A 26518-nucleotide genomic window follows, 5' to 3' on the forward strand; every position below is an offset into this window, starting at 1 on the left:
GAGACAACCCATGAAGTGCTTTTGCGTCGTCAATTTCCGCGAACCCCTGCAGGAAATGGACCAGCCCACGCCCACTCCCCAAGGGTCGCAGGTGCTGCTGAAAGTTCGCGCGGCCGGCGTCTGCCACAGCGATATCCACTTGTGGGAGGGGGGCTACGATCTGGGCCAGGGCCGAACGCTGTCCCTGAAGGATCGCGGCGTCTCGCTGCCGCTGACCATGGGCCATGAAACGGTGGGCGCCGTGGTCGCGGCCGGGCCCGATGCGCAAGGGCTGGCCACCGACCGCAACTATCTGGTCTACCCATGGATCGGCTGCGGCAAGTGCCCGTCGTGCGTCGCCGGGATGGAAAACCATTGCACGGCGCCCGCCTGCCTGGGCGTGCATCGCGCGGGCGGCTACGCCGATCACATTTTGGTGCCGCACCCGCGCTACCTCATCGACATCGGCGACCTGGACCCGGCGCAGATCGCGCCCTATGCGTGCTCGGGCCTGACCACCTACTCCGCGCTCAAGAAGATCGGCGCGGATATCTACCGCGATCATCCGGTGGTGATCTTCGGCGCCGGCGGCCTGGGCCTCATGAGCCTGACCCTGATCAAGGCGCTGGGCGGCGCGGGCGCCATCGTCGTCGACATCGACCCCGCCAAGCGCCAGGCCGCCCTGGACGCCGGCGCCATCGCCGCGATCGACGGCGCCGCGCCCGACGCCGCGCAGCAGATCATCAAGGCAGCCGGCGGCAAGCCGGTGCAGGCAGCCATCGACCTGGTCGGCGCCCCGGCCACCACGTCCCTGGCGTTCGACTTCCTGACCAAGGGCGGCAAGCTGATCATCGTCGGCCTGTTCGGCGGCGGATCGTCGTGGCCGATCGCGCTGATCCCGATGAAGGCGCTGTCCATCATCGGCAGCTATGTGGGCAACCTTGCCGAACTGAAGGAACTGATGGAACTGGTGCGGGCCGGCAAGGTGCCGCCGATGCCTGTGCATCGCCACGCGCTGGCGGAAGCCGACAGCGTGCTGGCGGCGCTGCGCGCCGGCAAGGTGGTCGGACGGGCCGTGCTCACGGTGGACTGACGTAAACTGGCCGGCGGCGGGCTGCGCCCCGCTTCCGGCCGGGCGCCCGGCGCACCACTTTCGGATCCGCATGTTCCAGTTACGGCACTTGAAGACCTTTCTCGCGGCTGCCGAGACCTTGAGCTTCACCAAGGCCGCCGCGCAGGTGCATCTGTCCCAGCCCACCGTCACCGAACAAGTGCAGGCGCTTGAACACAGCCTCGGACAAGCGCTGTTCGTGCGCAGCAATAACCGGCTTGCGCTGACCGCCGCGGGCGAGCGGCTGGCGGTGCGGGCCCGTGAACTCCTCACGCTGGCCGACGATGCCCTACGCGCGATCCGCGACAACGTCGGCGAATCTCCGGGTTCGATCCGCGTCGCGGCGCCGCAGACGCTTTGCGCCTGCCTCCTTACACCGATGCTGCTGCAATTTGCGCAGCGATATCCTTCGGCCCAGGTCGCCATCCAGGAAAGAAACTCCGCCGACACGGTGCAAGCCGTGCTCGACGGCACGGCTGACGTGGGCCTGATTCACGGCTGGCCGGCCAGCGACGCCAAGCTACGGGCGAGTCTCATCGCGCGCGACATGCCGGTCGTCGTGATGCCCGCCGGCCATGAGCTTGCCGCCGCAGAAGCCGTGGCCCCCGACGCGCTGGCGGCCTTCCCCCTTATCGCGACCATGCCCGGTTGCCGCTACCGGCAGTACCTGGACGTGCTGGTGCAGCAAGCGCCCGTGCGTCCCCGCATCAGGGCCGAAGCCGACAGCGTACCGGCCCTGATGCAGATGGTGTCGGCAGGCATGGGCGTGGCGGTGCTGCCTCGCCTGGCCGTGGACACCGCGCCGCTTTCGGCGCGCGTCGAAACCCGGCCCCTGTCCAGCGCTGGCGAAGGTCTTCCGATCTGCCTGCTGTCGCCAGAGCGCACGCCCGCACCGCACGTGTCGGCGTTCATCAAGCTGCTGGAGGCGGCCGTGGCGTATTCAGACGAGCCGGTGTCCGCCCTCGACATGGAGCACCGTGCCGGTCGTATAGCCGTTACCTAGCAGGAACAGGATGGCGTCGGCAACGTCGTCGGGCGTGCCGACCCGTCCCACCGGCAACTGCTCCGCCATCGACGCCAGCAGCCTTTCGCTATCGGCCCCCGCGACATCGTTCCAGATGGGGGTGCGCACCCAACCGGGCGACACCGCATTGACCCGCAGCGGCGCCAGCTCGACGGCCATGGCGCGCACGACGCCTTCCAACGCGGCGTTGATCGCCGCCACCGCAACGCCCTTGGGACGGGGCCGATACGCCGCGATGCCGGACGTCAGCGTGATCGAGCCGCGCGCCGTCATGCGCGCCGCGCCATGCTTGGCCAGCAGGATCGGCGCGACGACCTTGGAACGGATTGCACGGTCCAACGCGTCCAGCGCAAGATCCGGCAGCAGCTCATAGGCGCCGCGGATGTCGGCGGCGGTACAGACCAGGTGGTCCACGCGACCCGTTTCCTCGAACAGCCGGCGCACCTCGTCTTCACGCGTCACATCGGCCGGGTGCAGCTGCGGCTCGCCGGACGCGCGCAGCGACTCCCGCGCGGCTTCCAGCTTTTCCCGCGAACGCCCCACGATCACGACCTCGGCCCCCAAACGCATCAGCCGTCCGCAGAAGGCGAGCCCCATGCCCGACCCGCCCCCGACCACCACGATCCGCTGCCCATCCATACGATTGTTCATACTCACCTCTTCTTTGAAGTGAGGGCATGGTGGCGCGGGCCGCCCACACGCGCCAGAAGGAAGGTTCGATCGCCGCATCGGGATTTCCGATGCGCAGGGTGTGGCGCTGGATCGCGTGCCAGCGATCAAGACCGCTTGCGCACTACGCCGGCCGCAGCCGCGGATCGTAGATAAAGCGCTCCCGCCGCACGACGACGATGTGCTCGGCGTCGGGATGCGCGGGATTGATCAGGAAGTTGCAGTCCGGCACGCCGCGATACGGCACGATGGCGCTGGGCAGCGCCAGCAGCGCCGACACGCCCGACGCCACCCAGTTGTCGCCGACCGCCTGCGATGCTTCGGCAAAGGGCACGGCTTCCCAGAACGGGTAGTCTTCCTGCAACTGCCTCAAGGACAAGGTCTGGCGCGCTTCGAAGATGGCATTGGGCACGGCCAGTTCGATCAGATAGCGGTTGGCTTGCTCGGACGCGCGGGCAGCAAAGTGCACCACCGTTTCGAGCACGGCGAGCGCCACGCTGGAAGAGGCATAGACCACCGGCGTGCCGGGGCTGTTGTAGCGTCCGCCCACGGCCGCCGCCCCGGCGCCGCTGAGATCGTCCGCCCGGTACTTGCCCGCCGTGGTGCCGATGCGCCACAGGGAAACGAAGTCCGCCATGTCCGTCATGCGTAGACGCCGGCGGCGGCCCGCGCCAGTGTGTCTTCCACGATGCGGCTGCTGGCGTCGGAGGTAAGCAGGGACAAAGGCTTGACGTTGCCCAGCGCGGGGACGGGCGTATTAAGCCACAGCACCGCTTCCTCGTCGCTGCCCAGCACTTGCCGCGCCACGCGCGCCACGCGGGCGACGCGCGCCAGGCGGTCCGATTCGCCCAACGGCAGCGCCTGGCCCTCCCGCGTCCAACGCGACAGCGAGGCCGCCTTGACCTCGGTGATGGCCATGATCTCGGCCTTGGGCACTTGCAGGAAGTCGGCAGCGTCATCCACCATCTGGGCGGGCAGGCCCCGCCGCACGTCGCGGGCGATGTCCGTCAACGGGCTGTCCACCAGCCCGCGGAACAGCTGCTTGGCGTGGGACGCGGCGTGGCGCGGCGGACGCTTGGCGCTTGCGCCGCGCTTTGCGGGGGACTTGTCGGCAAGGGCGATGGTCATGGCTGGCTCCGGGCGCCGTGGCAGTGGCGCTGCAATCAGGGCGTTGCATTCACGATGTTGCAATACGGCCGCTGCGCTCGGTGTATTGCAACCCCTTTCGCGCGCGGCTGGAAGTACCAAATTGAATTTATAATATCCCAAATGGAAACCGCGGGGCAAGGCACCCTGCCCAAGCTCGCACCGCCGCCTTTCCCCCATCGGGCAGATATCATAGGCGGCGGCAATTTCCCCAAGGCTCATACAAGGACTAGCAATGACGGACAGGCAGCTCACGATACTCGCGGCGTTGAACCTCATGGTGGCGGTGGGCGCAGGCGCGTTCGGCGCGCACGGCCTGAAGCGCATGCTGACGCCCGAACTCCTGGCCGTCTGGCAGACCGGCGTGATGTATCACCTGGTCCACGCGCTGGGTATTTTCATCATCGCCCTGCTGGGCGCCCGTTTCGGCTCGCCGTTGCTGTCCGCGGCCGGCGTCGTCATGTTCGTGGGCATCGTGCTGTTTTCCGGCAGCCTGTACGTCCTGTCGCTCACTGGCACCCACTGGCTGGGCGCCGTCACGCCCTTTGGCGGCACTGCCTTCCTGGCCGCGTGGGCGATGGTCGCGCTCGCCGCCTGGCGCGCCCAAGGCTGAACGCAATATTTCCCCCCACCCCACGGCGGATGGAACCGCCGCCCTTGCAGGCTTCAGATGTCCCCCTCGACAGTATTACCGGCCGCTCGTGAACACTCCGCCGCCGCAGGCATCGCCTGCGTGGCGGGCGGCATTTTCTTTTTGACGCTCAGCGACGCCAACGCCAAATGGCTCGGCGCAAACTACAACCCGCTGCAGATCCTCTTCCTGCGCGCGCTGATCGCGCTGCCATTCGTCACGGCGCTGGCGCTGTGGCTGGGCGGACGCCGCGTATTGCGCACGACGCACCCAGGCCTGCACCTGACTCGCGGCGCCATCAATGTGGTGTCCGCCTGTTGCTTCTACCTGGGATTGCGGGCGCTGCCGCTGGCCGAAGCTACCGCCATCGCCTTCGCCGCGCCGCTCTTCGTCACGGCCCTGTCGGTCCTGATCCTGAAGGAACGCGTGGATGCCAAGCGCTGGCTGGCGGTGCTGGCGGGGTTTGCCGGCGTGCTCATCGTGGTTCGTCCCGGAACGCAGGCTTTCCAGATGGCCACCCTGTTGCCGCTGACGACCGCCCTGCTCTACGCGGTCATGATGATCACCGCGCGCGGCATCAACCGCGCCGAAGGCATGCTGACCACCACGTTCTACATCGTGTTCGGCCAACTGGTTTGCAGCGCCGTGGGCCTGCCGTGGGTGTGGCGCGCGCCAGCCATCGAAGACCTGCCGTATTTCGGCGCGGTGGCCTTGTTCAGCACGCTGGGTCTGGCGTTGATCACCCAGGGCTTTCGCATCGGGCCCGCTTCCGTCGTGGCGCCTTTCGACTACACGGGGCTGGTCTGGGCGACCATCCTGGGCTGGATATTCTGGCGCGAAGCGCCGGATGCGTACGCCTACCTGGGCGCGGTCTTCATCGCCGGCAGCGGCGTCTACATCGCCGTGCGCGAAGCGCGGGGCAAGTCGCGGCGCCGCGCGGCGACCTAGCGCAGCCGCTTTACCCGGCAGCGTTACCTGGCCGCGTTACCCCGCCGCGTCACTCGGTAGGCGGCGGGAAATGCCGCTGCAGCACGCGCGCCACGTTCGGCTCCAGCGCCGCCTCGCGAGCCACCGCAGTCAGCGCCGGGCACATCGCGCTGAACCAGGACGGCCCCGGCCGCCAATGCGTCATGACAGTCACATACAGGTCCAACGCCGAAAAGCGCCGGCCCAGCATGTGCGGCGCGCCGGCCTGACGGTCGAGTTCCTGCCAGAGCTCGGCGCGACGCGTATGCACGCGTTCGCGCAGCAGGTCGGCGGCGGGACCGGGCATCGTCCACTGGGGCGGATCGTCGCCATAGGTGAAGGTCGGATACACCGCCGCCACCACGCGCACCAGCAAATTGAGAAAACGCGCCCGTTCCGGCTTGTCCGCTGCCGGCGCCAGGCCCGCCTGGGGCGCGACGTCGTTCAGGTGCAGGATCATCGCGGCGCTTTCCGTCATGACCTCGCCGTCAGGCATGACCAGGGTGGGCACCTGCCCCAGCGGGTTCAGGTGCAGCAGCCGGTCGCGTGCCGGACCGGGCTTCAGGTAAGGCACGTCGGTCAGCGTATGCGGCACATTGGCCAGCACCAGGGCCATCTCGATGATGGCGGATCCGCAACCCGCGGACCCGATGAGTTCGTAGGATTTCATGGCGATCACCCTCCCGATTCAGCCGGCGCCAGCCGCAGCAGTTCGCCCGGCGAGGCATCCGTCAGCACATACACATAGCCGTCCGGCCCTTGACGCACATCGCGTATCCGGCGGTTGCGATCAACGAGCAGCCTTTCCTGTTCCACCACACGATGGCCGTCCACGGTCAGGCGGATCAGATTCTCGTTGCGCAACGCCCCGATAAACAGCGAATTTTTCCAGGCGGGGAAACGGTCCGCGTCGTAGAACGCCATGCCGCTGATGGCCGGCGATTTCGGCCACCAGTACAGCGGTGGCTCCATGCCCGGCAAGGTTTCGCCCTTGGCCTCGGGTATCGCCAGGCCCGAATAGTTGATGCCATACGTCGCCAGCGGCCAGCCGTAGTTCTTGCCGGGCTGGACCAGATTGATTTCATCGCCGCCGCGCGGTCCGTGCTCGTTTTCCCAGAGTTCGCCCGACCAGGGATTGAGCGCCATGCCTTGCGGATTGCGATGGCCATACGACCAGATCTCGGGCCGCGCGCCCTGCTTGCCCACGAAAGGATTGTCGTCGGGCACGGAGCCGTCGGTCTTCAGCCGCACCACCTTGCCCTGCAGCTTGTCCAGGTCCTGCGCCGTGGGGCGCTGATTGTTCTCGCCAAGGCCGATGAACAGATACCCCATGCCGTCGAACACCAGTCGCACGCCGAAGTGCTGGCCGGAAGACAGTTTGGGCTGCTGGCGGAACAGCACGCGGAAGTCCTCGAGCCCGCTGGCGTCCTCCGACAGGCGTCCGCGACCCACTGCCGTACCGCTCTTGGATCCGTCGGACTCGGCGTAGGCCAGGTATACGTAGCGGTCTTTCGCGAAGTCCGGCGACAGCGCCACATCGAGCAGGCCGCCCTGGCCCCGCGCCTCGACCTTGGGCACCCCGGCGAGCGGCTTGGACAGTCCGCCCGGCGTGCGCAGCAGCCGCAGATTGCCGGGACGTTCAGTGATCAGGATTCCGCCGTCAGGCAGGAAAGCCATCGACCACGGATGATCCAGCCCGCCGACGACGGGCGTGACCCGCGCGGCGACCGAAGGGGGCTCCTGCGATGCGCGCGCAATGTCGGGCGCGACGGCGCAGGCCAGGGTCAGGGACAACAGCAAGGGAATCGCGCGCATGCTCGCGGCGGTGCGTGACTGCATGGACATCTCCGGCGGCGACGAGTTGGTATGCGGGCGCTGAAGGCATGATAGGGACACGCAGTGCGTGCCGCGGATGGCGTACCCGATTGGCGTACCATAGCGCCCAGGGACGGGAGGGTCTCCCGTCCTACCTCTCGGGAGTCTCCATCACATGAAACTGTACTACATGCCCGGCGCGTGCTCGCTCGCTTCACACATCGTTCTGGAGTGGATCGGCAAGCCCTACGAAACGCACAAGCTCAGCCGCGAAGCCCTCAAGGGGCCTGAGTTTCTGCAGATCAATCCGCTGGGCGCGGTGCCTGCCCTGACCGATGGCGACTGGACCCTGACGCAGAATGTGTCCATCCTGGAACACCTGGCCGAACAGGCGCCGCAACTCCCCCTGCTGGGCGACGGCACCGCGCGTTCGCGTGCCGAAGTGCGTCGCTGGGTCGGCTTCATCAACTCCGACATCCACAAGACGTTCTCGATGATCTTCGGCGCGCAGCGATTCCTGAAGGACGAAGGCGCGCAACAGGAATTGGCCGCGTCCGCCTCCGGGTTGCTGACGAAGCTGTTCGCGCAGCTCGACGCGCAACTGGACGGCAAGTCCTACCTGGCGGGCAGCGCCCCGTCGATCGCCGACGCCTACCTTTACGTGGTGCTGCGCTGGGCGCGCGCCAAGGAAGTCAACCTGGCAGGCCTCGACAACCTGTCCGCCTTCTTCCAGCGCATGGAAGCTGACGCTGGCGTGCAATCGGCCCTGAAGGCCGAAGGCCTGTAACGACGAGAAAACGGCGCGCCTCCTGTCAGCCGCGCCCGCGGGGCCTCAGGCGCCCCGCCCCATCGCGCCGCCCGGATTCATGCCGCAGGCATGACGCCTGCCAGGGTCTCCCCCTCCAGCGTCTTCTTCACCGCCGCCAGAAAACGCCGCGCCAGCAAGGGCGGCGCGCTCAGATTGGAATGCGTGGCCCAGATTTCCACGCTGGCTTCGGGCTCGATCGGGCGCACCGCCATGTGCGCCGCCTGGTCCGGCGTGACGCACCACGCGTCCACCAATGCCGGACCCAGCCCCTGCTGCACGAACGAACAGGCCGTCACCGGGGAATGCACCTCCACCGCCGCCGCGCAGCGCGGCCCTTCGCCGAAGAACGCTTTCAGCGACCGCCCGAGCGGCGTATCGCGCGGGTAGCCGATCCACGCCGCCGACGAAAAATCGTCGGGCAGCACCACCTCATGGCTGGCCAGCGGATGCTCGGGCGGCAGCACGCAGATCACCGGCACCCGCGCCAGCCGGACCGACGTCAGGTTGGGATGATCGGGCGGCTGCATGGAAATGCCGATGTCGGCCTGCCCCGACAGGAAGTACGCCGCCAGTTCATCGAACGTCACGCTCCGGTAATCGACGCGCGCGTCCGCGTTGCGGCTGCGAAAGCGCTCGAGCGCCTTGGGAATCAGGCGCTGGCCAAAGCTGGCGCTGGCCACGATCTTCAGCATCCCGGCGCCCGACTGGCCCAGGCTGGCGGCCAGGTCGTTCACGCGCTGGATCCCGCCATAGACCTGCTCGACTTCAGCGTACAGGCGCCGGGCTTCGTCCGTGGGGGACAGCCGGCTCTTGACGCGATCGAACAGGCGATATCCCAGCCGGCTTTCCGTCAGGGCCAGCACCCGGCTGACCGCGGGCTGCGACACGTGCAGCATGCGCCCGGCGGAGCTGATCGAGCCGGCCACCATGATGGCCCGGAATACTTCGATCTGACGCAGGTTCAACGGCCGCCCGGCGCTCGGCCCGACCTCGTCCTCATAAGCATCCGCTTCCATTTTTTTCCCCTTTCCAATAACGGGGGATTATAGGTTTGACATATTTTTCGATGACGCAGTGCCGCAAAACCGGGTGTAACCTGCCCGCTCGATACAAAAAATCCAGGGGAAATCCACCATGCGCAGCAAATTCATCCGCAGCTTTTCCGTGGCGGCGCTCAGCGTCGCCCTGCTCGGCACGGCTTCGGCCGCCGGCTATCCCGACAAGCCCGTCACCTTCGTGGTGCCGTCCGCCGCGGGCGGCTCGCCCGACGTGCTGTCGCGCCTGATCACGACGCAGATCGCGCGCGACACCGGCGCCACGATGGTCATCGAAAACCGCCCGGGCGCAGCCGGCAACATCGGCATCGCGCTGATCAAGCGCGCGGCCCCCGACGGCTACACCGTGGGCTACGGCAACATCAACACGCTGGCCGTGAACCGCTCGCTGTTCAAGCGCCTGCCCTACGACGTGGACAAGGACCTGACGCCGGTCGCCCACATGTTCGACCTGTACAACGCCCTGATCGTGCCGGCCGACTCCCCCGTCAAGAGCGTGCAGGAACTGATCGACCGCGCCCGCAAAGAGCCCGGCCGCCTGTCGTATGGCGCATCCGGCGTGGGCACCACGGGCCACATGGGCGGCGAGCTCTTCAAGAGCATGGCCAAGCTGGACGTGATGTTCATTCCCTACAACGGCGGCCCCGCCGCCATCCAGGACCTGCTGGGCGGCCGCCTGGACTACCTGTTCGTCAACACGTCCGAAGCCGCTCCGCTGGTCAAAAGCGGCAAGGTCCGCGCCATCGGCGTCAGCAGCCTGAAGCGCCTGCCGATGATGCCCGACGTGCCGACGCTGGACGAAGCCGGCCTGAAGGGCTACGAAACGGTGGCCTGGGGCGGCGTCGTCGCGCCCAAGGGCACGCCGGATGACGTTGTCGCCACCCTGAATGCCGCGATCCAGAAGGCATTGCAGGCGCCCGAGGTGCGGCAGGGCCTGGCCACTCTGGGCGCCGAGCCCGCCAGCGGCTCGCCGGCCGAATTCAAGCAGCTGATCGATCGTGAAACCGCCAAGTGGCAGCAGATCATCGACAACGCCGGCATCGAGAAACTGGACTGAGCGCCCCATGACCGCAGACACCTTGCAGGCGGACTTCATCGTCGCGGGCGCCACGCTCATCGACGGGTCGGGCGGGCCGGCCCGCCAGGGCGACCTGGCGGTGCTGGGCGAACGCATCATGGCGGTGGGCGATTTCGCGCATCCCGCCGGGGTGCCCGTCATCGATGGCCGGGGCCAGGTGCTTGCGCCCGGCTTCATCGATTCGCACACGCACGACGACGGCTACCTGCTGGCGCATCCGGACATGCTGCCCAAGGTGTCTCAAGGCATCACCACGGTCGTTACCGGCAACTGCGGGATCAGCCTGGCGCCTCTTTCGCGCACGCAGATCCCGCAACCGCTGGACCTGCTGGGACCGGCCGAGCTGTTCCGCTTCGACACATTCCGCGCCTGGATGGACGCCCTGCGTTCCACGCCCGCCGCCGTCAACGTGATTCCGCTGGTGGGCCACACCACGCTGCGCGTGGCCGTGATGGACGACACGTCGCGCGCGGCCGACGAACCGGAACGCGCCGCCATGCGCGAACTGATGCAGGAAGCGCTGGATGCCGGCGCCTTCGGCGTGTCCACCGGCACCTTCTACCCGCCCGCCAGCGCGGCGCCCACCGACGAGATCATCGACGTCTGCCAGCCGCTGCGCGGCCGGTCCGGCATCTACGCCACCCATCTGCGCGACGAGGCCGACCACATCGTGCCGGCCATGGAAGAAGCGCTGCTGATCGGCCGGGAGCTCGATTGCCGTGTGGTGTTCTCGCACCACAAGCTGGCCGGTGAACGCAACCACGGCCGCACCCGCGAGACGCTGGACATGATCAGCCGCGCCGCCGCCACGCAGCCCGTCTGCCTGGATTGCCACCCCTACCCCGCGACCTCGACCATGCTGCGGCTGGACCGCGCGCGCCTCGCCAGCCGCACGATGATTACCTGGTCCAAGGGCTATCCCGACGCCACGGGCCGCGACTTCAGCGATGTCATGGCCGAACTGGGCCTGGACGACGAGGCCGCCGTGGCGCGCCTGGCGCCGGCGGGCGCCATCTATTTCCTGATGGATCCCGAGGACGTCAAACGCATCTTCGCGCATCCGTTGACCATGGTCGGTTCGGACGGCCTGCCCTTCGATCCCCATCCGCACCCCCGCCAGTGGGGCACGTTCACGAACGTGTTGCGCACGATGGTGCGCGAACAGAATCTGCTGTCGCTGGAGACCGCCATCCACAAAATGACCGGTCTGGCGGCCGACCAGTACGGCGTCTCAGGGCGGGGACTGCTTCGCGAGGGGTATCATGCTGACCTGGTGCTGTTCGATCCCGCCACCGTCACCGACGCGGCCACTTTTTCAGCTCCCATTCAGGCAAGCCAGGGCATCCACGCGGTGTGGGTCAATGGCAGGCAGGTCTGGGACGGGGAACGAACCGGCTCCGAACGCCCGGGCCACGTCCTGACGCCCGGTGATGCATGACCATGGAGTTCATAAAGTGAAGACGTTTTCCCAGGGATGCTACCTGGGTGTATTGGGCGGAATGGGGCCCATGGCCGGCGCGGCCTTTGCCCTCCGCCTGGCGGCGCTGACGCCCGCCTCGATCGACCAGCAGCACATCCCCACGCTGCTGCGCAATGATCCCCGCATCCCCGACCGCTCCAGCGCCTACATGGCCGGCGGCGAGAATCCCCTGCCCCACATGGTCGACGGTGTGCGCTTCCTGGAACAGGCCGGCGCCGAGCTCATCGCCATCCCCTGCAACACGGCCCACCTGTGGTTCGACGAGATCGCAGCGTCCACGCGCCTGCCGGTCCTGCACATCATTCAGGCCGTGATCGAAGACCTGCGCCGCCTGGGTCTGCCCAGCGGCCGCATTGGCCTGATGGGCACTGCCGCCACGCTCAAGCTGGGCCTCTATAAGCGGCATCTCGAAGCCCAGGGCTACGAGTGCATCGTGCCCGACGACGACGAAGTCGAACGCTACTGCATGGGCTCGATCCGCGCCGTCAAGGGCAACCAGCTGGAAGACGCCTTCGCGCCTGCCGCCGAGTGCATCGCCCGCCTGAAGGCCCGCGGCGCCGACGCCGTCGTGCTGGGCTGCACGGAACTGCCCTTGGCCGTGCCGCATGCTTTGCGCCCCAGCCTGGGCGTGACCCTCACGGATTCGATCGACGCGCTGGCCCGCGCGGCGATTGCGCACTACCAAGCCGACCAGCCGGAACAGTTGATCGCGGCGTAAGGTTGCCCCCCACGCCGCACTCGCTACGCTCGCTTGCTGCCCCCGAGGGGGCTGCCCCGCCTTGGGGCGGCCCGGCGGCGGGGCGGCCCCTCACCGCACGTAAGGTTGGCCCCCACGCTGCACTCGCTTCGCTCGCTTGCTGCCCCCCGAGGGGGCTGCCCCGCCTTGGGGCGGCCCGGCGGCGGGGCGGCTCCCTCGCTGCACTCGAATGAACAAAAAAAGGCGCATCCCCGGATGCGCCTTCTTCTTTCCCGGGAAGGAAATCACCCTCCCAGGTACGCCTTGCGGACCTTGTCGTTGACCAGCAGGTTGGCGCCCGTATCCTGCAGCACCACGCGGCCGTTTTCCAGCACGTAGCCGCGGTCGGCGACGCCCAGCGCCTTGTTCGCGTTCTGCTCGACCAGGAACACGGTCACGCCCTGTTCGCGGATCTCACGGATGATGTCGAAGATCTGCGCAATGACCAGCGGGGCAAGGCCCAGTGTGGGTTCGTCCAGCAGCAACAGGCGCGGACGCGTCATCAATGCGCGGCCGATCGCCAGCATCTGCTGCTCGCCGCCCGACATCAAGCCCGCGCGCTGGCTTGCGCGTTCCTTCAGGCGCGGAAACAGGCCATAGACGTGGTCGATGCCGGCCTGGATCTCTTCGCGCTTGGAAAAGAAGCCGCCCATCATCAAGTTCTCGGCGACCGTCAGGTCCTTGAACACACGCCGACCTTCCGGCGAAATGGCGATGCCATTGCGCATGATGTGGTGCGTGTCCTTGTGCGTGATGTCCTCGCCCTCGAACGTGATCTTGCCTGCGCGCGCCCGGGGATTGCCGCAGACCGTCATCAGCAGCGTCGTCTTGCCGGCGCCGTTGGCGCCAATCAGCGTGACGATCTCGCCCTTGTTGACTTCGACCGACACGCCGTTCAACGCCTGGATGGCGCCGTAGTAGGTGTGTATGTTTTCCAGCTTCAGCATCATTCCTCCCCCAGGTACGCCTTGATGACGCGCTCGTCGTTGCGCACCTGCTCGGGGGTGCCCGTCGTGATGGGCTTGCCGTGCTCCATGACGAGAATGCGGTCCGAAATGCCCATGATCAGGCTCATGTCGTGCTCGATCAGCAGCACCGCGACGCCGAATTCGCGCCGCAGCTGGTCGATCAGCGATTGCAGGTCCCGCTTTTCCTGGGGATTCAGGCCCGCCGCCGGTTCGTCCAGCATCAGCAGGCGCGGCTTGGTGATCATGCAGCGCGCGATCTCCAGGCGGCGCTGGTGGCCATAGGCCAGGTTGCCGGCTTCACGGTTGGCGAACTCACGCAGACCCATGAAATCCAGCCATTGCGCGGCGCGCGACAGCGCGTCGGCCTCGGACTGGCGATAGCTCTTCAGCTTGAGCAGGCCCGGCAGCAACCGCGCCTCGACCTGCGTATGCTGCGCCACCAGCAGGTTTTCCAGCACGGTCAGCTGCTTGAACAGACGCACGTTCTGGAACGTGCGCACCAGGCCGTGGCGCGCCACCTTGTGGCTCGGCAGGCCGGTGATCGACTTGCCGTCCATGACGATGTCGCCTGCGGTGGGCGCATAGAAGCCGCCCACGCAGTTGAACACGGTGGTCTTGCCCGCGCCGTTGGGGCCGATGATGGCGAACACTTCGTCGGACTTGACCTCAAAGGCCACGCTGTCGACGGCCAGCAGGCCGCCAAAGCGCATGGTCAGTCCGGATACCTTCAGCAATGCCTCGCTCATTTAGACAGCTCCACGTGGGGACGCTTCATGGGCAACAACCCCTGCGGACGCCACATCATCATCAACACCATCACCAGACCAAACATCAGCATCCGGTATTCGGCGAATTCGCGCGCCAGCTCGGGCAGGACGGTCAGCAGGATGGCGGCGAGAATAACGCCCACCTGCGAGCCCATGCCGCCCAGCACCACGATCGCCAGGATCAGTGCGGATTCGATGAAGGTGAAGGATTCCGGGTTCACCATGCCCTGCCGCGCGGCAAAGAACGCGCCGCCGAAGCCGGCGAACATGGCGCCCAGCGTGAAGGCGGAAAGCTTGATGCGGGTGGGGTTCAAGCCCAGGGACCGGCACGCGATTTCGTCTTCGCGCAGCGCTTCCCACGCGCGGCCGACCGGCATGCGGATCAGGCGCGTGGACACGAACAGCGTCACCAGAGCCAGCAGCAGCGCCATCATGTACAGGTAGATGACCATGTCCTGGTTCTGGAACGTCAGCCCGAAGAACTCATGGAACGTCGTGCCGCCTTCCGTGCTGGGACGGCGCGTCATTTCCAGGCCAAAGAACGTAGGCTTGGGGATGCCCGAAATGCCATCCGGACCGCCCGTCAGCGTATTCAGGTTGATCAGCAGCAGGCGGATCATTTCGCCGAAGCCCAGCGTCACGATGGCCAGGTAGTCGCCCCGCAGCCGCAACACCGGGAAACCCAGGACGAACCCGAACAGCGCGGCCATTGCGCCCGAGAACGGCAAGGCTTCCCAGAAGCTCCAGCCGCCCCAGTGGTACAGCAAGGCGTAGGTATAGGCGCCCACCGCGTAAAAGCCCACGAAGCCCAGGTCCAGCAGCCCCGCAAAGCCCACCACGATGTTCAGGCCGAGGCCCAGCATCACGTAGATCAGCACCAGCGTCGCGATGTCCACCGAACTGCGGCCCGCGAAAAATGGCCAGACCACCGCGATGGCCAGTACCAGCAGCATCAGCGCCTTGTTGTTCTTGGCCGGCGCGGACGGCAAGGTGGGCAGGCTGGTCTTGAGCTTCTTGAACGGGATCGCGATCCAGGGCCGCAGCAGCTGGAAGAAGAACACCACCGCGGCGGCGATAGCCACCAGCGACCAGTTCGACTCCATCGACGTGCGGGCGCCCTGGCGGATCAGCTGCAGGCCGAAGACCGGGGTGACGATGACCGCCGTCAGCACGGCCGCCATGGTGGCGTTTTTAAGGTTGTTGTTCGACATCAGACTTTTTCCACCTCAGGTTTGCCCAGCAGCCCGGTGGGACGGAACAGCAGAATCAGGACCAGCAGCGAGAAAGCCACGATGTCCTTGTACTGTGACGATATATAGGCGGCCGCGAAGGTCTCGGCCAGCCCCAGCAGCACGCCGCCCAGCATGGCGCCGGGAATGCTGCCGATACCGCCCAGCACCGCCGCCGTGAAGGCCTTGATGCCGGCCAGGAAGCCGATGAAGGGATTGAGCTTGCCGATGGTGATGGCGATCAGCACACCGCCCACCGCCGCCAGGATCGCGCCCATCACGAACGTGAACGAGATCACGCGGTTGGTGTCGATGCCCAGCAGGTTGGCCATGTGCATGTCTTGCGAGCACGCCCGCGACGCGCGGCCCATGCGCGAATATTTGATGAACAGCGTCAGCGCCACCATCAGCACCACGGTCACCACGATGATCATGATGCGCGAGTACGGCACGGTCACGTCGAAGTCGGAGCCCATGTGGAACTGAACGGCGCCCGACACCAAAGACGGCACGGCCATGTCGCGCGCGCCCTGCCCGAGCGCGACCCAGTTCTGCAGGAAGATGGACATCCCGATGGCGGAAATCAGCGCAACCAGGCGGGGACTGCCTCGCACGGGGCGGTAGGCGACGCGTTCGACGGAAAAACCGTAGATGCCGGTAACGGCGATGGCCACGAGCAGCATGGTGGCGATGATGAACGGCATGGGCAATCCGCTGCCGGTGCCGATGGCCGTCAAGGTGACCAGGCCCACGTAGGCGCCGATCATATAGATTTCGCCGTGGGCGAAGTTGATCATACCGATGATGCCGTAGACCATTGTGTAGCCGATGGCGATCAGCGCATAGATCGCTCCCAGGGACAATCCGTTGAAGAATTGCTGGGTAAGTTGGGGTATGAGGTCAGACATGATTCTCTTGCTCCAAATGGTTCCGGCCCCGGTGGTAAGACCCGGAGCCGGAAACCTGGGCGTATTTCATAAGGGCCTGTGATCACCGCCTGCCGGCCGCACAGCGCTTTTGGCGCATCGCTACGCGGATTACGGCAGAACAGAGACGACAGGCCCTACACGCCGGCGGCATGCCGGCGGGATCGCGAGTTTACAGCTGGGTCTTCTTTCCGTCCTTGTCCCACTTATAAACGGCGAACTCGAAGTCCTTCAGATCGCCCTTGGCATCGTATTCGACCTTGCCGATGCCGGTGTTGAACGTGGTCTTGTGCATGTAGTCGGCGACCTTGGCGGGGTCTTCGCCCACCGCGTTGATGCTATCCGCCAGGATCTGCACCGCGGCGTAGGCCGGCATCTGGAAGGCGCCGTCCGGATCGCGCTTGGCGTCCTTGAACGCCTTGACGATGCTTTCGTTGCCCGGCAGCTTGGTGAAGTCGGCCGGCAGCGTGACCAGCAGGCCGTCGATGGCCGGACCGGCAATGGCGACCAGATCCTGGTTGGCGGTGCCTTCCGGACCCATGAACTGAACCTTCAGGCCCTGTTCACGCGATTGGCGCAGCAGCAGGCCCAGTTCGGGGTGGTAGCCTCCGAAGTAAACCAGGTCCACGCCCGCGGACTTCAGCTTGGTGATGATGGCCGAGTAGTCGCTGTCGCCGACGTTGATGCCTTCGAACAGCGCGACGTTGACGTTTTTCTTGGCCAGGGCATCCTTGACCTGCGTGGCCACGCCCGAGCCGTAGGTCTGCTTGTCATGCAGGACCGCAACCTTCTTGGGCTTCAGGGTCTTGGCGATGTAGCCAGCGGCGTACGGACCTTGCTGGTCGTCGCGGCCGATGGTGCGGAAGAAGAAATGCGGCTTGATCGTGTCGGTGACCAGCGGCGACGTGGCGCCGGGAGTGATGCCCACGATGCCCTCTTCTTCGTAGACCTTCACGGCAGCGACCGTCACGCCCGAGCAAGCGTGGGCCACGGCGAACTTGGCGCCGGAATTGACCACGCGGTTGGCGGCGGGAACGGCCTGCTTGGGTTCGCAGCCGTCGTCGATCAGGATCGGTTCGAGCTTCTTGCCCTTGACGCCGCCCTTGGCGTTGATGGTTTCGATGGCGGTCAGCGCGCCGGCCTGGATTTGGTCGCCATATTGCGTGTTGGGACCGGTCATGGGCTGGGGAATGCCGATCTTGATCGTGTCGGCGGCGTGCGCGGCGCCAGCCAAAGCAAGTGCCCCAAGCGCCATGGCTACCGGGGTAAGGCGATTCAGAAACTTCATGCGGAGTTCTCCAGCGAGGTTTTGAGCGGCTCTGTCCAACGCGGGTTATCGGGAGAGTACCCCTTGGTCCGCATTGCCCGTCGCCGGCTTCTTGGGCAAAAACACGGTGTGGGCGGTATTCTGAAAGCAAGCCGTCATACTGTCACTGCGTGTAATCCCCAATATTTTGAAATCGCCTTTTAATCGTGACGGATAGCCGCTGCAAGTCCGCGAAATCGTTGGATAAAACTCAAAAATAACTCGATGGAAAGCTGGCGCTCCGTTCGTATTTATGCTGAGTCATTTATATGAAAACGGATTAATACGGCGTTTTAACTCGCATTTAAATACAGTACTTACGCCGGACTTACTGGACGCCTTTCGATAATGCCTGGCGCATTAACAAAAACGCGCGCCGCGGCATCAATGATGGCCGGGGCGCGCGGGTTATCGCGCAATGATGGATCGCAGGTCAGGCGTTCGCGGGCCGCGCCAGATTCCACATCAGCGCACGGAATGGCGCCAGCATGCTGACGTTGACCACCAGCTTGATCGCCAGGTCACCCAGCATCCACGTCACCCAGGGCGCGCCACTGGCGGCAAAAGCCACGCTGAAGAACACCGCCGTGTCCAGGATCGCGCCCAGGACGCCGGACGCGAGCGGCGCACGCCACCAGCGCTGATCCCGCAGACGATCGAACACCTGGATGTCGACGAGCTGCGCACATATATAGGCCAGCCCCGAGGCCAGCGCGATGCGCGGCGACGCCACCCAGACCGAAACGGCCAGCGCGGCGGCAAAACCGAACCACACGACGCGGCGGGCGGCGGCCGGACCAAACCGGCGGTTCAGCACGTCGGTGACCAGGAACGCCACGGGGTACGACAGCCCGCCCCAGGTCAACCAATCGTTCAGCGGCACCTGGACCAGAATATTCGAACCCACCACTACAGCCAGCATGCACAGCACGGCAATGCCGAACTGCATGCGAGTCATGATGGGAAAGCGTGCGGCGGACGACGTCATTCGTGAAACTCCCAGGCCAATCCGCGCGAAAAGCCAACGCCCGCCCCCATGGCGTCATGCAGCCATTGACGTGTCGATGCCGCAACACCCTCGATGTTCCGTGGCGCGCCCGCGAACACCCCTGCGCCGCAACGTTCCAGGACCGCGCCGGGGGTCGCGGCCGTCGTCATTCCGGGGGCCATCCAGCGGGCTCGGGCATCCTGGTTTATGTCAATGACATGTATGTGCCGGGCGGCGCATACTTTGCCGGCCAGGCCCGACGCCAGCGCAGCCGCCCTATTGCAGCCACCGATGAACGCAATCGAAAGTTCGTTTTTCATAGGCGGTGATTGTAAACGGTCGGAGTTCCCCCGGAAGGAAGCAGCAAATGTTCGTTCGCGCCTGAAACGCGCAATTTGACAGGCGTTTGCAGTGATGTGAAAGTCACGGTTTTGTCACAAACAATTCATAAGGTGTCGTGTTTCATGCGACCGGACAACCCGGCGCAACACGCCCAACTGGAGAACCTTTATGCGATCCCACCGTATTGCTCTGACCTTTGCCGCCATCATGACGGCTTTCGCCGGCGCTTCCGCGCAAGCAGCCACCGAAATCCAGTTCTGGCATTCGATGGAAGGCGCCCTGGGCGACCGCGTCAACGGCCTGGTCGAGGAATTCAACAAGAAGAACCCCGACTACCAGGTCAAGGCCGTCTACAAGGGCAACTACGGTGAATCCATGAACGCCGGCATCGCCGCGTTCCGCGCCGGCAACGCGCCGGACATTCTCCAGGTATTTGAAGTCGGCACCGCCACCATGATGTACGCCAAGGGCGCCATCAAGCCGGTGCAGCAGATGTCCGAAGAAGCCGGCAACCCGATCGATCCCAAGGAATTCATCGGCGCCGTCGCTGGCTACTACTCATCGCCGGACGGCAAGCTGGTGTCGATGCCCTTCAACAGCTCGACCGTGGTGTTCTACTACAACAAGGACGCCTTCAAGAAGGCCGGCCTGGACGCCGACAATCCCCCCAAGACGTGGGAAGAACTGGCCGCCGCCGGCCAGAAGCTGAAGGCCGCCGGCCAGGAATGCGGCTACACCACGTCGTGGCCGTCCTGGACGCAGCTTGAGACCTTCTCGGCCTGGCACAACGTGCCGTACGCCACCAAGGACAACGGTTTCGGCGGCCTGGATGCGCGCATCGCCATCAACACCCCGCTGCACGTGCGCCACCTCGAGAACCTGGCCAAGCTCGGCAAGGAAGGCATCTTCATGTACGGCGGCCGCGGCGACGAGCCCAACTCGCTGTTCATCAGCGGCAAGTGCGCCATGATCACCGGCTCGTCCGGCCTGCGCGCCAACATCGCCAAGAACGCCAAGTTCGAATTCGGCACCTCCACGCTGCCCTACTACGCTGACGTCAAGGGCGCGCCGCAGAACACCATCATCGGCGGCGCCTCGCTGTGGGTCTTCGCCAACAAGAAGCCCGAAACCTACAAGGGCGTGACCGAGTTCTTCAAGTTCCTGGCCAGCCCGGAAATCGCCGCCCGCTGGCACCAGCAGACCGGCTACGTGCCCGTCACCAAGGCTGCGTACGAGCTCACCAAGAAGGAAGGTTTCTACGACAAGAACCCGGGCACGGAAGTCGGCGTGAAGCAGCTCAACGTCGAGACCACCGCGCAATCGCGCGGCCTGCGCCTGGGCTTCCTGCCGCAGATCCGTGAAATCGAGGACGCCGAAATCGAACGCATCGTTTCGGGCAAGGTGTCGGCCAAGGACGGCGCCGAGAACATCGTCAAGCGCGGCAACGAGCTGCTGGAAAAATTCGAGAAGAGTGTAAAGTAACGCCCTTTCCGGCGACTGACCGCCACCTTGTCAATTGGCATTTTCCATGTCGCGACAAGGACTTATGAGGCTTAAAGCCCTGGTTTTTTTAGGGCTTTAAGCCTATCGTCTTTTTATGAGTACCGGTGCTTTCGGGCTCCGGGCGCCGCGCGCGGCATGCGCGACGGCGGTTTCAAGCGGCGGTTATTCCAACCGCCGCTTTTCTGTACCTTGGGTTCCCCCTATGGAAAAACGCGTTGTATTCGGGCACAAGACCTTGCCCTATCTGCTGCTACTGCCGCAGCTGATCATTACCGTGGTGTTCTTCTTCCTGCCCGCCGGACAAGCCATGTGGCAGTCCATGCGCCTCGAAGATCCCTTCGGACTGTCCTCCCAGTTCGTCGGCCTGGACAACTTCGTCGAACTGTTTTCACAACAGGCCTACCTGGATTCCTTCCGCGTCACCGCCGTCTTTTCGGTGCTGGTGGCCGGCGTTGGTCTTGGCGTTTCTCTGGTGCTGGCCGTCATGGCCGACCGCGTCATCCGCGGCGCCGGGCTGTACAAGACGCTCCTCATCTGGCCGTACGCCGTGGCGCCCGCCGTGGTCGGCGTGCTGTGGCTCTTCCTGTTCTCGCCTTCGGTCGGCATCCTGGCCGTGGCCCTGCGCAAATCCGGCGTCGACTGGAACCCGCGCCTTGACGGCAACCAGGCCATGATCCTCGTGATCGTCGCCGCCGTCTGGAAGCAGGTCTCGTACAACTTCCTGTTCTTCCTGGCTGGCCTGCAATCGATTCCGCGCTCGCTGATCGAAGCCGCCGCCATCGACGGCGCCAGCCCCGCTCGCCGCTTCTGGACCATCGTCTTCCCGCTGCTGTCGCCCACCACGTTCTTCCTGCTGGTGGTCAACATCATCTACGCGTTCTTCGACACCTTCGCGGTGATCGACACGACGACCCAGGGCGGTCCTGGCACGGCGACGTCGATCCTGGTCTACAAGGTGTACAGCGACGGCTTCCGCGGCCTGGACCTCGGTTCGTCCGCCGCCCAGTCCGTCGTTTTGATGTTCATTGTGGTTGCCTTGACGGTCGCGCAGTTCCGCTATGTCGACCGCAAAGTGCAGTACTGATTTTGTTCGAGGCTGATAACAATGGTTGAACGCCGTCCCTGGCTGGATATTCTGGCCCACGTCATTCTGCTCTGCGGCGTGGCGATGGTGGCATTTCCGCTCTACGTCACTTTCGTCGCGTCTACCCAGACCGCGCAGGAAGTGGCGCAGGCGCCGATGTCGCTGATTCCCGGTCCGCACTTCGTGGACAACTACATGCAAGCCCTGTTCGGCGGATCGTCCGGTGGCTCCTCGGGCGCGCCCGTGGGCCGCATGATGTACGTGAGCCTGATCATGGCGCTGGCGATCTCGATCGGCAAGATCTCGATCTCGCTGCTGTCCGCGTTCGCGGTCGTGTACTTCCGCTTCCCCGGCCGCATGTTCTTTTTCTGGATGATCTTCGTCACGCTCATGCTGCCCGTCGAAGTCCGGATCGCGCCCACCTACAAGGTCGTGGCCGATCTCGGGCTGCTCAACAGCTACGCCGGCCTGACGTTGCCGCTGATCGCGTCCGCCACGGCGACCTTCCTGTTCCGGCAGTTCTTCCTGACCGTCCCTGACGAACTCATCGAAGCCGCGCGGATCGACGGCGCCGGTCCGGTGCGGTTCTTCCGCGACGTGCTGCTGCCCCTGTCCAAGACCAGCATCGCCGCCCTGTTCGTGATCCAGTTCATCTACGGCTGGAACCAATACCTGTGGCCCCTGCTGGTCACCACGAAGGAAGACATGTACCCCGTCGTCATCGGCATCAAGCGGATGATCAGCGGCGGCGACAGCGTGACCGAATGGAACATCACCATGGCCACCGCCATGCTCGCCATGATCCCGCCGGCGCTGGTCGTCATCCTGATGCAGAAATGGTTCGTCAAGGGCCTGGTCGACGCTGAAAAATGACACTTACGCGGCGCCTTTGGCTTGGAGCCCCCCAGGGGGGCGCTTTCATCTTGAGACGGCTCGACGCTGCAAAGTGATCGCGATCCGCCCTCGCCCACCAGAACCCGTCTCCGAATACGAATAACTCATGGCTACTCTCAGCTTCCGCAACGTCAAGAAAACCTACGCCGGCAACGTGCCGGTCATCCATGGCATCGACATGGACGTCAAGGACGGTGAATTCATCGTCATCGTCGGCCCGTCGGGCTGCGGCAAGTCCACGCTGATGCGCATGGTCGCCGGCCTGGAAACCGTCACCAGCGGCGACATCGTGATCGACGACAAGGTCGTCAACACCCTGGAACCCGCCGAGCGCGATATCGCGATGGTGTTCCAGAACTACGCGCTCTACCCGCACATGACCGTGTTCGAAAACATGGCCTACGGCTTGAAGATCCGCAAGTTCTCCAAGGAAGAAATCAGGAAGCGCGTCGACGCCGCCGCGCAGATCCTCGAACTGGGCCACCTGCTGGAGCGCCGCCCGCGCGCCCTGTCGGGCGGCCAGCGCCAGCGCGTCGCCATGGGCCGCGCCATCGTGCGTGAGCCCAAGGTGTTCCTGTTCGACGAACCCCTGTCGAACCTGGACGCCAAGCTGCGCGTGGCGATGCGCCTGGAAATCATGAAGCTGCACCGCCGCCTGGGCACGACCAGCCTGTACGTGACGCACGACCAGGTCGAAGCCATGACGCTGGCCCACCGCATGATCGTCATGTACCAGGGCGTTCCCGAGCAGATCGGCACCCCGATGGAAGTCTTCGAAAAGCCCGCATCCACCTTCGTGGCCGGCTTCATCGGCTCGCCCCCGATGAACCTGATGGAAGTCGAAGTGGCCGGCGACGGCACGGTCCAGACCGCCGACGGCAATCAGCTCGACATCTCGCCGCTGCAGGTGCCCTCGCAAGTGCGCGGCCGCAAGGTCATCATGGGCATGCGCCCCGAGCACATGCTGCTCAATACTCAAGGCATTCCGGCCGAAGTGGAAATGGTCGAAACCCTGGGCTCCGAGCAACTGGTTCACTGCCGCTGCGGCAAGAGCACGCTGGTCGTGCGTTGCACGACGCGCCAGTTGTCCGAGTCGTCCGCCAAGGTCGGCGCGCGCGTCAACGTGGGCCCGGACGGCCGCCATGCCCTGCACTGGTTCGAGGCCGACACGGGCCGCCGCGTCCAGGGTCTGTAATCCGCTGATTCGACGCTGCAAGAACAATCGGGCCGCAAGCATTACGCTTGCGGCCCGATTTTTTTGGGGCGGCGGGTGTGCCGGCCCTGCATGGATCGGGCCAAAGGCCCGCCCCGCGCCTTACTTGTAGACGGTCTTGGAGCCGTCCTTGTGCCAGGTGAACACGTCGAACTGGAAGTTCGTCAGGTCGCCCTGCTTGTTCCATGCCACCTTGCCGATGGGAGTATCGAAGGAGTTGGCGTGCAGGTACTTCGCGACCTTGGTGGGATCGTCGCTGCCGGCGCCCTTGATGCCGTCGGCGATGACCTGGGTTGCCGCGTAGGCCGTCATCTGGAACGCGCCGCTGGGGTTGCGCTTCTTGGCTTCGAAGGCCTTCACGATATCGGCGTTGGCGGCGTTCTGGGTGAAGTCGGCCGGCAGCGTCAGCAGCATGCCTTCGACCGCGTCGCCCGCGATCGCGTTAATGTCAGGGTTGCCCGTGCCTTCCGGACCCATCCACTTGGCCTTCACGCCCTGTTCGGCCGCCTGGCGCAGCAACAGGCCCATTTCGGGGTGGTAGCCGCCGTAATAGACGAAGTCCACGCCCTGGCTCTTGAGCTTGGTGATCACCGCGGAGTAGTCGCTGTCGCCGGCGTTGATGCCTTCAAAGATGGCGACGGTGACGCCGCCCTTTTCCAGGTCGTTCTTGACGGCGGTGGCGATGCCCTGGCCGTACGACTGCTTGTCGTGCAGCACGGCGACCTTCTTGGGCTTGATCTTTTCAAGGATGAACCTGGCGGCCGCAGGGCCTTGCTGATCGTCGCGGCCGATCGTGCGGAAGATGAACTCGTAGTTCTTGCCGTCGGTCAGGGCCGGCGACGTCGCCGACGGCGTGACCATGACCACGCCTTCGTTGTTGTAGACGTCGGCGGCGGCGATGGTGGCGCCCGAGCATACGTGGCCCACCACAAAACCGATCTTGCTGTTGACCACGCGGTTGGCCGCGACGGGACCTTGCTTGGGTTCGCAGCCGTCGTCGATCACGACGGTTTCCAACTTCTTGCCGTTGATGCCGCCGGCTGCGTTGATGCGCTCGACTGCGGTATCGACGCCTTCGCGGACCATATCGCCATACTGCGTGACCGCGCCGGTGGTGGGGCCTACGACGCCGATCTTGATGGTCTGGGCGTGCGCAGACGCGCCAAACGCCAGACCAGCGGCGACGCCCAGGGCTGCGATGACCGGGGTCAGACGGAATACTGGCTTCATGAGTGGACTCCTCGAATGACTTCTAATCGTTGATTCGTCAACCGGGCGGACGGCCGGATATGTTGAGTGTCCCGCCCCGTTGCGGTGCATTTGCACGGCAAGCATACACTGAAATATCTCGAATTTTGGGCGGTTTGCGGCCGGTTTTGGCGCGGTTTCGTATTGCACTGCGGCATGCTCGAAAGGGCCCGGCTTTATTCCAAACGCCGTATATGCAAAAGACGATTAATTCGTTTGAGTTACTAGAGCCCGGCGGCATCATGTGCCGCATGAGACTCCAACCGATAATCGTCCCGGGCTGGAAAAACTCCGGCCCCGATCACTGGCAATCCCGCTGGCAAGCCATGCTGCCCAATGCCCGGCGCATCGAGCAGCACGACTGGGAGAACCCGAGTTCGACCGACTGGGTCGCCCGGCTGGCTGCGGACGTCGATGAAGCCCGCAGCCCTGTCCTGCTGATCGCGCACAGCCTGGGATGCCTGATCAGCGCCGCCCTGCCCGTGCCGTTGCGGGCCAAGGTCGCCGGCGCACTGTTGGTGGCGCCCGCCGACGTCGAACGACCCGACGTACCCGAATGCCTGCGCGGCTTTGCGCCGATCGCGCGCCATCCACTGCCCTTTCAAAGCGTGGTGGTGGCGAGCGACGACGATCCCTATTGCGCGCTGGAACGCGCCCGCGCGTTCGCGGCGGACTGGGGCAGCCGCATCGTGGTCCTATCCGGCGCGGGCCATATCAACGCCGACAGCGGGCTCGCCGACTGGCCGCAGGGCCTGAAACTGCTGGGCGCCCTGCGCCGCCGGGCCTCCTGGCGCATCCCCACGCCCGCCAAGCGCATCCCGCCCATCCCGCTGTACGACGTGTCGTAGCACCGCACTCGCGCCACAAGCCCTATCAATTGCGGACGAGGCACGCTTTCGGCGGCCACGTTCGGAACCCAAAAAAAAGGCCGTCGACCCAGGGGGTGGACGGCCTTCTATCGCACGCACGATGCGAATCGCGATTACTGCAGCAGACTGCGCAGCATCCACGCGTTCTTTTCGTGCACGTCCAGGCGCTGCGTCAGCAGGTCAGCCGTGGGCTGGTCGTTGGCGGCATCGGCCTTCTCGAAAGCAGCGCGCGCGGTCTTGGCGACGGATTCATTGCCGTCCACCAACAGGCGCACCATTTCCAGCGCGTCCGGCACCGAATCCGGCTCGGCGATGGACGACAGCTTGGCGTATTCGCGGTAGGTGCCCGGCGCGTAGTGGCCCAGGGCGCGGATGCGCTCGGCAACGCTGTCCAGCGCGTTCCATTCTTCGGTGTACTGCGTCATGAACATCTGATGCAGCGTGTTGAACATGGGCCCCGTGACGTTCCAGTGGAAGTTGTGCGTCATCAGGTACAGCGTGTACGAATCGGCCAGCAGCTTGGACAGTTCGCCGGCGACCGCAGCGCGGTCCTTGTCCGAAATACCGATGTTGATGCGCGGAACGCTCGAGGTCTTCTTGGTGGACTTGGCCATTGCTAGCTCCTATGGAAAAAGGGACGAAATAAGAATACCACTGCAAACCTGACAAACATGGTGGCCCGG

At 65.2% G+C, this 26518-nt stretch carries 28 protein-coding genes; 13 read left to right on the forward strand and 15 right to left on the reverse strand.

Annotated elements, in window-relative coordinates:
• Window positions 1-10: 10 nt before the first annotated feature.
• Window positions 11-1072, forward strand: coding sequence for an alcohol dehydrogenase (locus RT614_RS08615; RefSeq protein WP_313621695.1), 1062 nt, complete (start codon window positions 11-13; stop codon window positions 1070-1072).
• Window positions 1073-1142: 70 nt separating this feature from the next.
• A complete protein-coding gene (locus tag RT614_RS08620) occupies window positions 1143-2093 on the forward strand; it encodes a LysR family transcriptional regulator (protein WP_313621696.1) in 951 nt (316 codons plus the stop codon).
• On the opposite strand, the gene RT614_RS08625 is transcribed toward RT614_RS08620, so the two are convergent.
• The 3 genes from RT614_RS08625 to RT614_RS08635 form a co-directional block, all read right to left on the reverse strand.
• Window positions 2031-2765 (reverse strand): SDR family oxidoreductase, encoded by a 735-nt coding sequence (locus RT614_RS08625; RefSeq protein WP_313621697.1) that lies wholly within the window; start codon window positions 2763-2765, stop codon window positions 2031-2033. The genes RT614_RS08620 and RT614_RS08625 overlap by 63 nt on opposite strands.
• Before the next feature lie 142 nt (window positions 2766-2907).
• Entirely contained in the window at window positions 2908-3420 is a 513-nt protein-coding gene (locus RT614_RS08630; protein ID WP_313622041.1) for an RES family NAD+ phosphorylase, read from the reverse strand.
• Between the two features lie 5 nt (window positions 3421-3425).
• Window positions 3426-3911: an antitoxin Xre/MbcA/ParS toxin-binding domain-containing protein gene (locus RT614_RS08635; protein WP_313621698.1), complete on the reverse strand. Its 486-nt coding sequence runs from the start codon at window positions 3909-3911 to the stop codon at window positions 3426-3428.
• A gap of 253 nt (window positions 3912-4164) precedes the next feature.
• Here RT614_RS08635 and RT614_RS08640 point away from each other — a divergent pair, with 253 nt between their 5' ends.
• Entirely contained in the window at window positions 4165-4542 is a 378-nt protein-coding gene (locus RT614_RS08640; RefSeq protein WP_313621699.1) for a DUF423 domain-containing protein, read from the forward strand.
• A gap of 57 nt (window positions 4543-4599) precedes the next feature.
• Window positions 4600-5508 (forward strand): DMT family transporter, encoded by a 909-nt coding sequence (locus tag RT614_RS08645; protein ID WP_313621700.1) that lies wholly within the window; start codon window positions 4600-4602, stop codon window positions 5506-5508.
• A gap of 49 nt (window positions 5509-5557) precedes the next feature.
• Here RT614_RS08645 and RT614_RS08650 read toward each other — a convergent pair whose 3' ends face one another.
• Complete coding sequence (locus RT614_RS08650; RefSeq protein ID WP_313621701.1) at window positions 5558-6196, reverse strand: glutathione S-transferase; 639 nt, start codon at window positions 6194-6196, stop codon at window positions 5558-5560.
• A gap of 5 nt (window positions 6197-6201) precedes the next feature.
• Window positions 6202-7365 carry a PQQ-dependent sugar dehydrogenase gene (locus RT614_RS08655; protein WP_313621702.1) on the reverse strand — a complete coding sequence of 388 codons (1164 nt, stop codon included), beginning with the start codon at window positions 7363-7365 and terminating at the stop codon, window positions 6202-6204.
• Between the two features lie 151 nt (window positions 7366-7516).
• Between RT614_RS08655 and RT614_RS08660 the strand changes: the two genes are divergently transcribed.
• On the forward strand, window positions 7517-8128 hold the full coding sequence (locus RT614_RS08660; RefSeq protein WP_313621703.1) for a glutathione S-transferase family protein: 612 nt from the start codon (window positions 7517-7519) through the stop codon (window positions 8126-8128).
• Window positions 8129-8205: 77 nt separating this feature from the next.
• Here the strand turns inward: RT614_RS08660 and RT614_RS08665 are convergent, their stop codons facing one another.
• The gene (locus RT614_RS08665; protein WP_313621704.1) at window positions 8206-9165 is read right to left on the reverse strand and encodes a LysR family transcriptional regulator; all 960 of its coding nucleotides are present in this window, start codon (window positions 9163-9165) and stop codon (window positions 8206-8208) included.
• A 118-nt stretch (window positions 9166-9283) separates the two neighbouring features.
• Between RT614_RS08665 and RT614_RS08670 the strand changes: the two genes are divergently transcribed.
• The 3 genes from RT614_RS08670 to RT614_RS08680 are packed head-to-tail and all read left to right on the forward strand — an operon-like array spanning window position 9284 to window position 12480.
• A complete protein-coding gene (locus RT614_RS08670) occupies window positions 9284-10261 on the forward strand; it encodes a tripartite tricarboxylate transporter substrate binding protein (protein WP_313621705.1) in 978 nt (325 codons plus the stop codon).
• 7 nt (window positions 10262-10268) lie between these two features.
• Window positions 10269-11720, forward strand: a complete 1452-nt coding sequence (locus RT614_RS08675; protein ID WP_313621706.1) for a D-aminoacylase — start codon at window positions 10269-10271, stop codon at window positions 11718-11720.
• A gap of 16 nt (window positions 11721-11736) precedes the next feature.
• On the forward strand, window positions 11737-12480 hold the full coding sequence (locus RT614_RS08680; protein WP_313621707.1) for an amino acid racemase: 744 nt from the start codon (window positions 11737-11739) through the stop codon (window positions 12478-12480).
• 263 nt (window positions 12481-12743) lie between these two features.
• On the opposite strand, the gene RT614_RS08685 is transcribed toward RT614_RS08680, so the two are convergent.
• The 7 genes from RT614_RS08685 to RT614_RS08715 all read right to left on the reverse strand — a co-directional run bounded on the left by RT614_RS08685 (window position 12744) and on the right by RT614_RS08715 (window position 19002).
• Window positions 12744-13445, reverse strand: a complete 702-nt coding sequence (locus tag RT614_RS08685; protein WP_313622042.1) for an ABC transporter ATP-binding protein — start codon at window positions 13443-13445, stop codon at window positions 12744-12746.
• A complete protein-coding gene (gene livG / locus RT614_RS08690; protein WP_057284092.1) occupies window positions 13445-14212 on the reverse strand; it encodes a high-affinity branched-chain amino acid ABC transporter ATP-binding protein LivG in 768 nt (255 codons plus the stop codon). The genes RT614_RS08685 and livG overlap by 1 nt, the downstream gene beginning before the upstream one ends.
• Window positions 14209-15444, reverse strand: coding sequence for a high-affinity branched-chain amino acid ABC transporter permease LivM (locus RT614_RS08695; RefSeq protein ID WP_313621708.1), 1236 nt, complete (start codon window positions 15442-15444; stop codon window positions 14209-14211). The genes livG and RT614_RS08695 overlap by 4 nt, the downstream gene beginning before the upstream one ends.
• Window positions 15444-16370: a high-affinity branched-chain amino acid ABC transporter permease LivH gene (gene livH, locus RT614_RS08700; protein WP_313621709.1), complete on the reverse strand. Its 927-nt coding sequence runs from the start codon at window positions 16368-16370 to the stop codon at window positions 15444-15446. Before livH ends, RT614_RS08695 begins: the two co-directional genes overlap by 1 nt.
• Before the next feature lie 190 nt (window positions 16371-16560).
• Window positions 16561-17676 carry a high-affinity branched-chain amino acid ABC transporter substrate-binding protein gene (locus tag RT614_RS08705; RefSeq protein ID WP_313621710.1) on the reverse strand — a complete coding sequence of 372 codons (1116 nt, stop codon included), beginning with the start codon at window positions 17674-17676 and terminating at the stop codon, window positions 16561-16563.
• A gap of 451 nt (window positions 17677-18127) precedes the next feature.
• On the reverse strand, window positions 18128-18682 hold the full coding sequence (locus RT614_RS08710) for a queuosine precursor transporter (protein WP_313621711.1): 555 nt from the start codon (window positions 18680-18682) through the stop codon (window positions 18128-18130).
• Window positions 18679-19002, reverse strand: a complete 324-nt coding sequence (locus RT614_RS08715) for a hypothetical protein (RefSeq protein WP_409558439.1) — start codon at window positions 19000-19002, stop codon at window positions 18679-18681. Before RT614_RS08715 ends, RT614_RS08710 begins: the two co-directional genes overlap by 4 nt.
• A gap of 190 nt (window positions 19003-19192) precedes the next feature.
• Here RT614_RS08715 and ugpB point away from each other — a divergent pair, with 190 nt between their 5' ends.
• From ugpB to RT614_RS08735, 4 genes are all read left to right on the forward strand, one after another.
• Window positions 19193-20506, forward strand: a complete 1314-nt coding sequence (ugpB, locus tag RT614_RS08720) for a sn-glycerol-3-phosphate ABC transporter substrate-binding protein UgpB (RefSeq protein ID WP_313621712.1) — start codon at window positions 19193-19195, stop codon at window positions 20504-20506.
• Between the two features lie 223 nt (window positions 20507-20729).
• Window positions 20730-21611 carry a sn-glycerol-3-phosphate ABC transporter permease UgpA gene (ugpA, locus tag RT614_RS08725; RefSeq protein ID WP_313621713.1) on the forward strand — a complete coding sequence of 294 codons (882 nt, stop codon included), beginning with the start codon at window positions 20730-20732 and terminating at the stop codon, window positions 21609-21611.
• 21 nt (window positions 21612-21632) lie between these two features.
• Complete coding sequence (gene ugpE, locus RT614_RS08730; protein ID WP_313621714.1) at window positions 21633-22484, forward strand: sn-glycerol-3-phosphate ABC transporter permease UgpE; 852 nt, start codon at window positions 21633-21635, stop codon at window positions 22482-22484.
• Between the two features lie 127 nt (window positions 22485-22611).
• Window positions 22612-23700 (forward strand): sn-glycerol-3-phosphate import ATP-binding protein UgpC, encoded by a 1089-nt coding sequence (locus tag RT614_RS08735; protein WP_313621715.1) that lies wholly within the window; start codon window positions 22612-22614, stop codon window positions 23698-23700.
• A 120-nt stretch (window positions 23701-23820) separates the two neighbouring features.
• On the opposite strand, the gene RT614_RS08740 is transcribed toward RT614_RS08735, so the two are convergent.
• The gene (locus RT614_RS08740; protein ID WP_313621716.1) at window positions 23821-24948 is read right to left on the reverse strand and encodes a branched-chain amino acid ABC transporter substrate-binding protein; all 1128 of its coding nucleotides are present in this window, start codon (window positions 24946-24948) and stop codon (window positions 23821-23823) included.
• Between the two features lie 269 nt (window positions 24949-25217).
• On the opposite strand from RT614_RS08740, the gene RT614_RS08745 reads away from it, so the two are divergent.
• Complete coding sequence (locus tag RT614_RS08745; RefSeq protein ID WP_313621717.1) at window positions 25218-25814, forward strand: alpha/beta hydrolase; 597 nt, start codon at window positions 25218-25220, stop codon at window positions 25812-25814.
• 134 nt (window positions 25815-25948) lie between these two features.
• Here RT614_RS08745 and RT614_RS08750 read toward each other — a convergent pair whose 3' ends face one another.
• Window positions 25949-26449 (reverse strand): Dps family protein, encoded by a 501-nt coding sequence (locus RT614_RS08750; RefSeq protein WP_313621718.1) that lies wholly within the window; start codon window positions 26447-26449, stop codon window positions 25949-25951.
• Window positions 26450-26518 lie beyond the last annotated feature (69 nt).

Origin of the sequence: Achromobacter sp., assembly GCF_032102605.1 — a bacterium.
Taxonomy (GTDB): Bacteria; Pseudomonadota; Gammaproteobacteria; order Burkholderiales; family Burkholderiaceae_B; genus Achromobacter.

Excerpts from the sequence above, each read along its gene's own strand:
- RT614_RS08705 (WP_313621710.1), bottom strand. The coding sequence starts at position 17,676 with ATGAAGTTTCTGAATCGCCTTACCCCGGTAGCCATGGCGCTTGGGGCA.
- ugpE (WP_313621714.1), top strand. The coding sequence starts at position 21,633 with ATGGTTGAACGCCGTCCCTGGCTGGATATTCTGGCCCACGTCATTCTG.
- RT614_RS08675 (WP_313621706.1), top strand. The coding sequence starts at position 10,269 with ATGACCGCAGACACCTTGCAGGCGGACTTCATCGTCGCGGGCGCCACG.
- livG (WP_057284092.1), bottom strand. The coding sequence starts at position 14,212 with ATGAGCGAGGCATTGCTGAAGGTATCCGGACTGACCATGCGCTTTGGC.
- RT614_RS08650 (WP_313621701.1), bottom strand. The coding sequence starts at position 6,196 with ATGAAATCCTACGAACTCATCGGGTCCGCGGGTTGCGGATCCGCCATC.
- RT614_RS08715 (WP_409558439.1), bottom strand. The coding sequence starts at position 19,002 with ATGAAAAACGAACTTTCGATTGCGTTCATCGGTGGCTGCAATAGGGCG.
- RT614_RS08750 (WP_313621718.1), bottom strand. The coding sequence starts at position 26,449 with ATGGCCAAGTCCACCAAGAAGACCTCGAGCGTTCCGCGCATCAACATC.
- RT614_RS08625 (WP_313621697.1), bottom strand. The coding sequence starts at position 2,765 with ATGAACAATCGTATGGATGGGCAGCGGATCGTGGTGGTCGGGGGCGGG.
- RT614_RS08630 (WP_313622041.1), bottom strand. The coding sequence starts at position 3,420 with ATGGCGGACTTCGTTTCCCTGTGGCGCATCGGCACCACGGCGGGCAAG.
- RT614_RS08660 (WP_313621703.1), top strand. The coding sequence starts at position 7,517 with ATGAAACTGTACTACATGCCCGGCGCGTGCTCGCTCGCTTCACACATC.
- RT614_RS08685 (WP_313622042.1), bottom strand. The coding sequence starts at position 13,445 with ATGCTGAAGCTGGAAAACATACACACCTACTACGGCGCCATCCAGGCG.
- ugpA (WP_313621713.1), top strand. The coding sequence starts at position 20,730 with ATGGAAAAACGCGTTGTATTCGGGCACAAGACCTTGCCCTATCTGCTG.
- ugpB (WP_313621712.1), top strand. The coding sequence starts at position 19,193 with ATGCGATCCCACCGTATTGCTCTGACCTTTGCCGCCATCATGACGGCT.
- RT614_RS08735 (WP_313621715.1), top strand. The coding sequence starts at position 22,612 with ATGGCTACTCTCAGCTTCCGCAACGTCAAGAAAACCTACGCCGGCAAC.
- RT614_RS08740 (WP_313621716.1), bottom strand. The coding sequence starts at position 24,948 with ATGAAGCCAGTATTCCGTCTGACCCCGGTCATCGCAGCCCTGGGCGTC.
- RT614_RS08710 (WP_313621711.1), bottom strand. The coding sequence starts at position 18,682 with ATGACGTCGTCCGCCGCACGCTTTCCCATCATGACTCGCATGCAGTTC.
- RT614_RS08655 (WP_313621702.1), bottom strand. The coding sequence starts at position 7,365 with ATGCAGTCACGCACCGCCGCGAGCATGCGCGCGATTCCCTTGCTGTTG.
- livH (WP_313621709.1), bottom strand. The coding sequence starts at position 16,370 with ATGTCTGACCTCATACCCCAACTTACCCAGCAATTCTTCAACGGATTG.
- RT614_RS08670 (WP_313621705.1), top strand. The coding sequence starts at position 9,284 with ATGCGCAGCAAATTCATCCGCAGCTTTTCCGTGGCGGCGCTCAGCGTC.
- RT614_RS08615 (WP_313621695.1), top strand. The coding sequence starts at position 11 with ATGAAGTGCTTTTGCGTCGTCAATTTCCGCGAACCCCTGCAGGAAATG.
- RT614_RS08635 (WP_313621698.1), bottom strand. The coding sequence starts at position 3,911 with ATGACCATCGCCCTTGCCGACAAGTCCCCCGCAAAGCGCGGCGCAAGC.
- RT614_RS08620 (WP_313621696.1), top strand. The coding sequence starts at position 1,143 with ATGTTCCAGTTACGGCACTTGAAGACCTTTCTCGCGGCTGCCGAGACC.
- RT614_RS08645 (WP_313621700.1), top strand. The coding sequence starts at position 4,600 with ATGTCCCCCTCGACAGTATTACCGGCCGCTCGTGAACACTCCGCCGCC.
- RT614_RS08665 (WP_313621704.1), bottom strand. The coding sequence starts at position 9,165 with ATGGAAGCGGATGCTTATGAGGACGAGGTCGGGCCGAGCGCCGGGCGG.
- RT614_RS08695 (WP_313621708.1), bottom strand. The coding sequence starts at position 15,444 with ATGTCGAACAACAACCTTAAAAACGCCACCATGGCGGCCGTGCTGACG.
- RT614_RS08640 (WP_313621699.1), top strand. The coding sequence starts at position 4,165 with ATGACGGACAGGCAGCTCACGATACTCGCGGCGTTGAACCTCATGGTG.
- RT614_RS08745 (WP_313621717.1), top strand. The coding sequence starts at position 25,218 with ATGAGACTCCAACCGATAATCGTCCCGGGCTGGAAAAACTCCGGCCCC.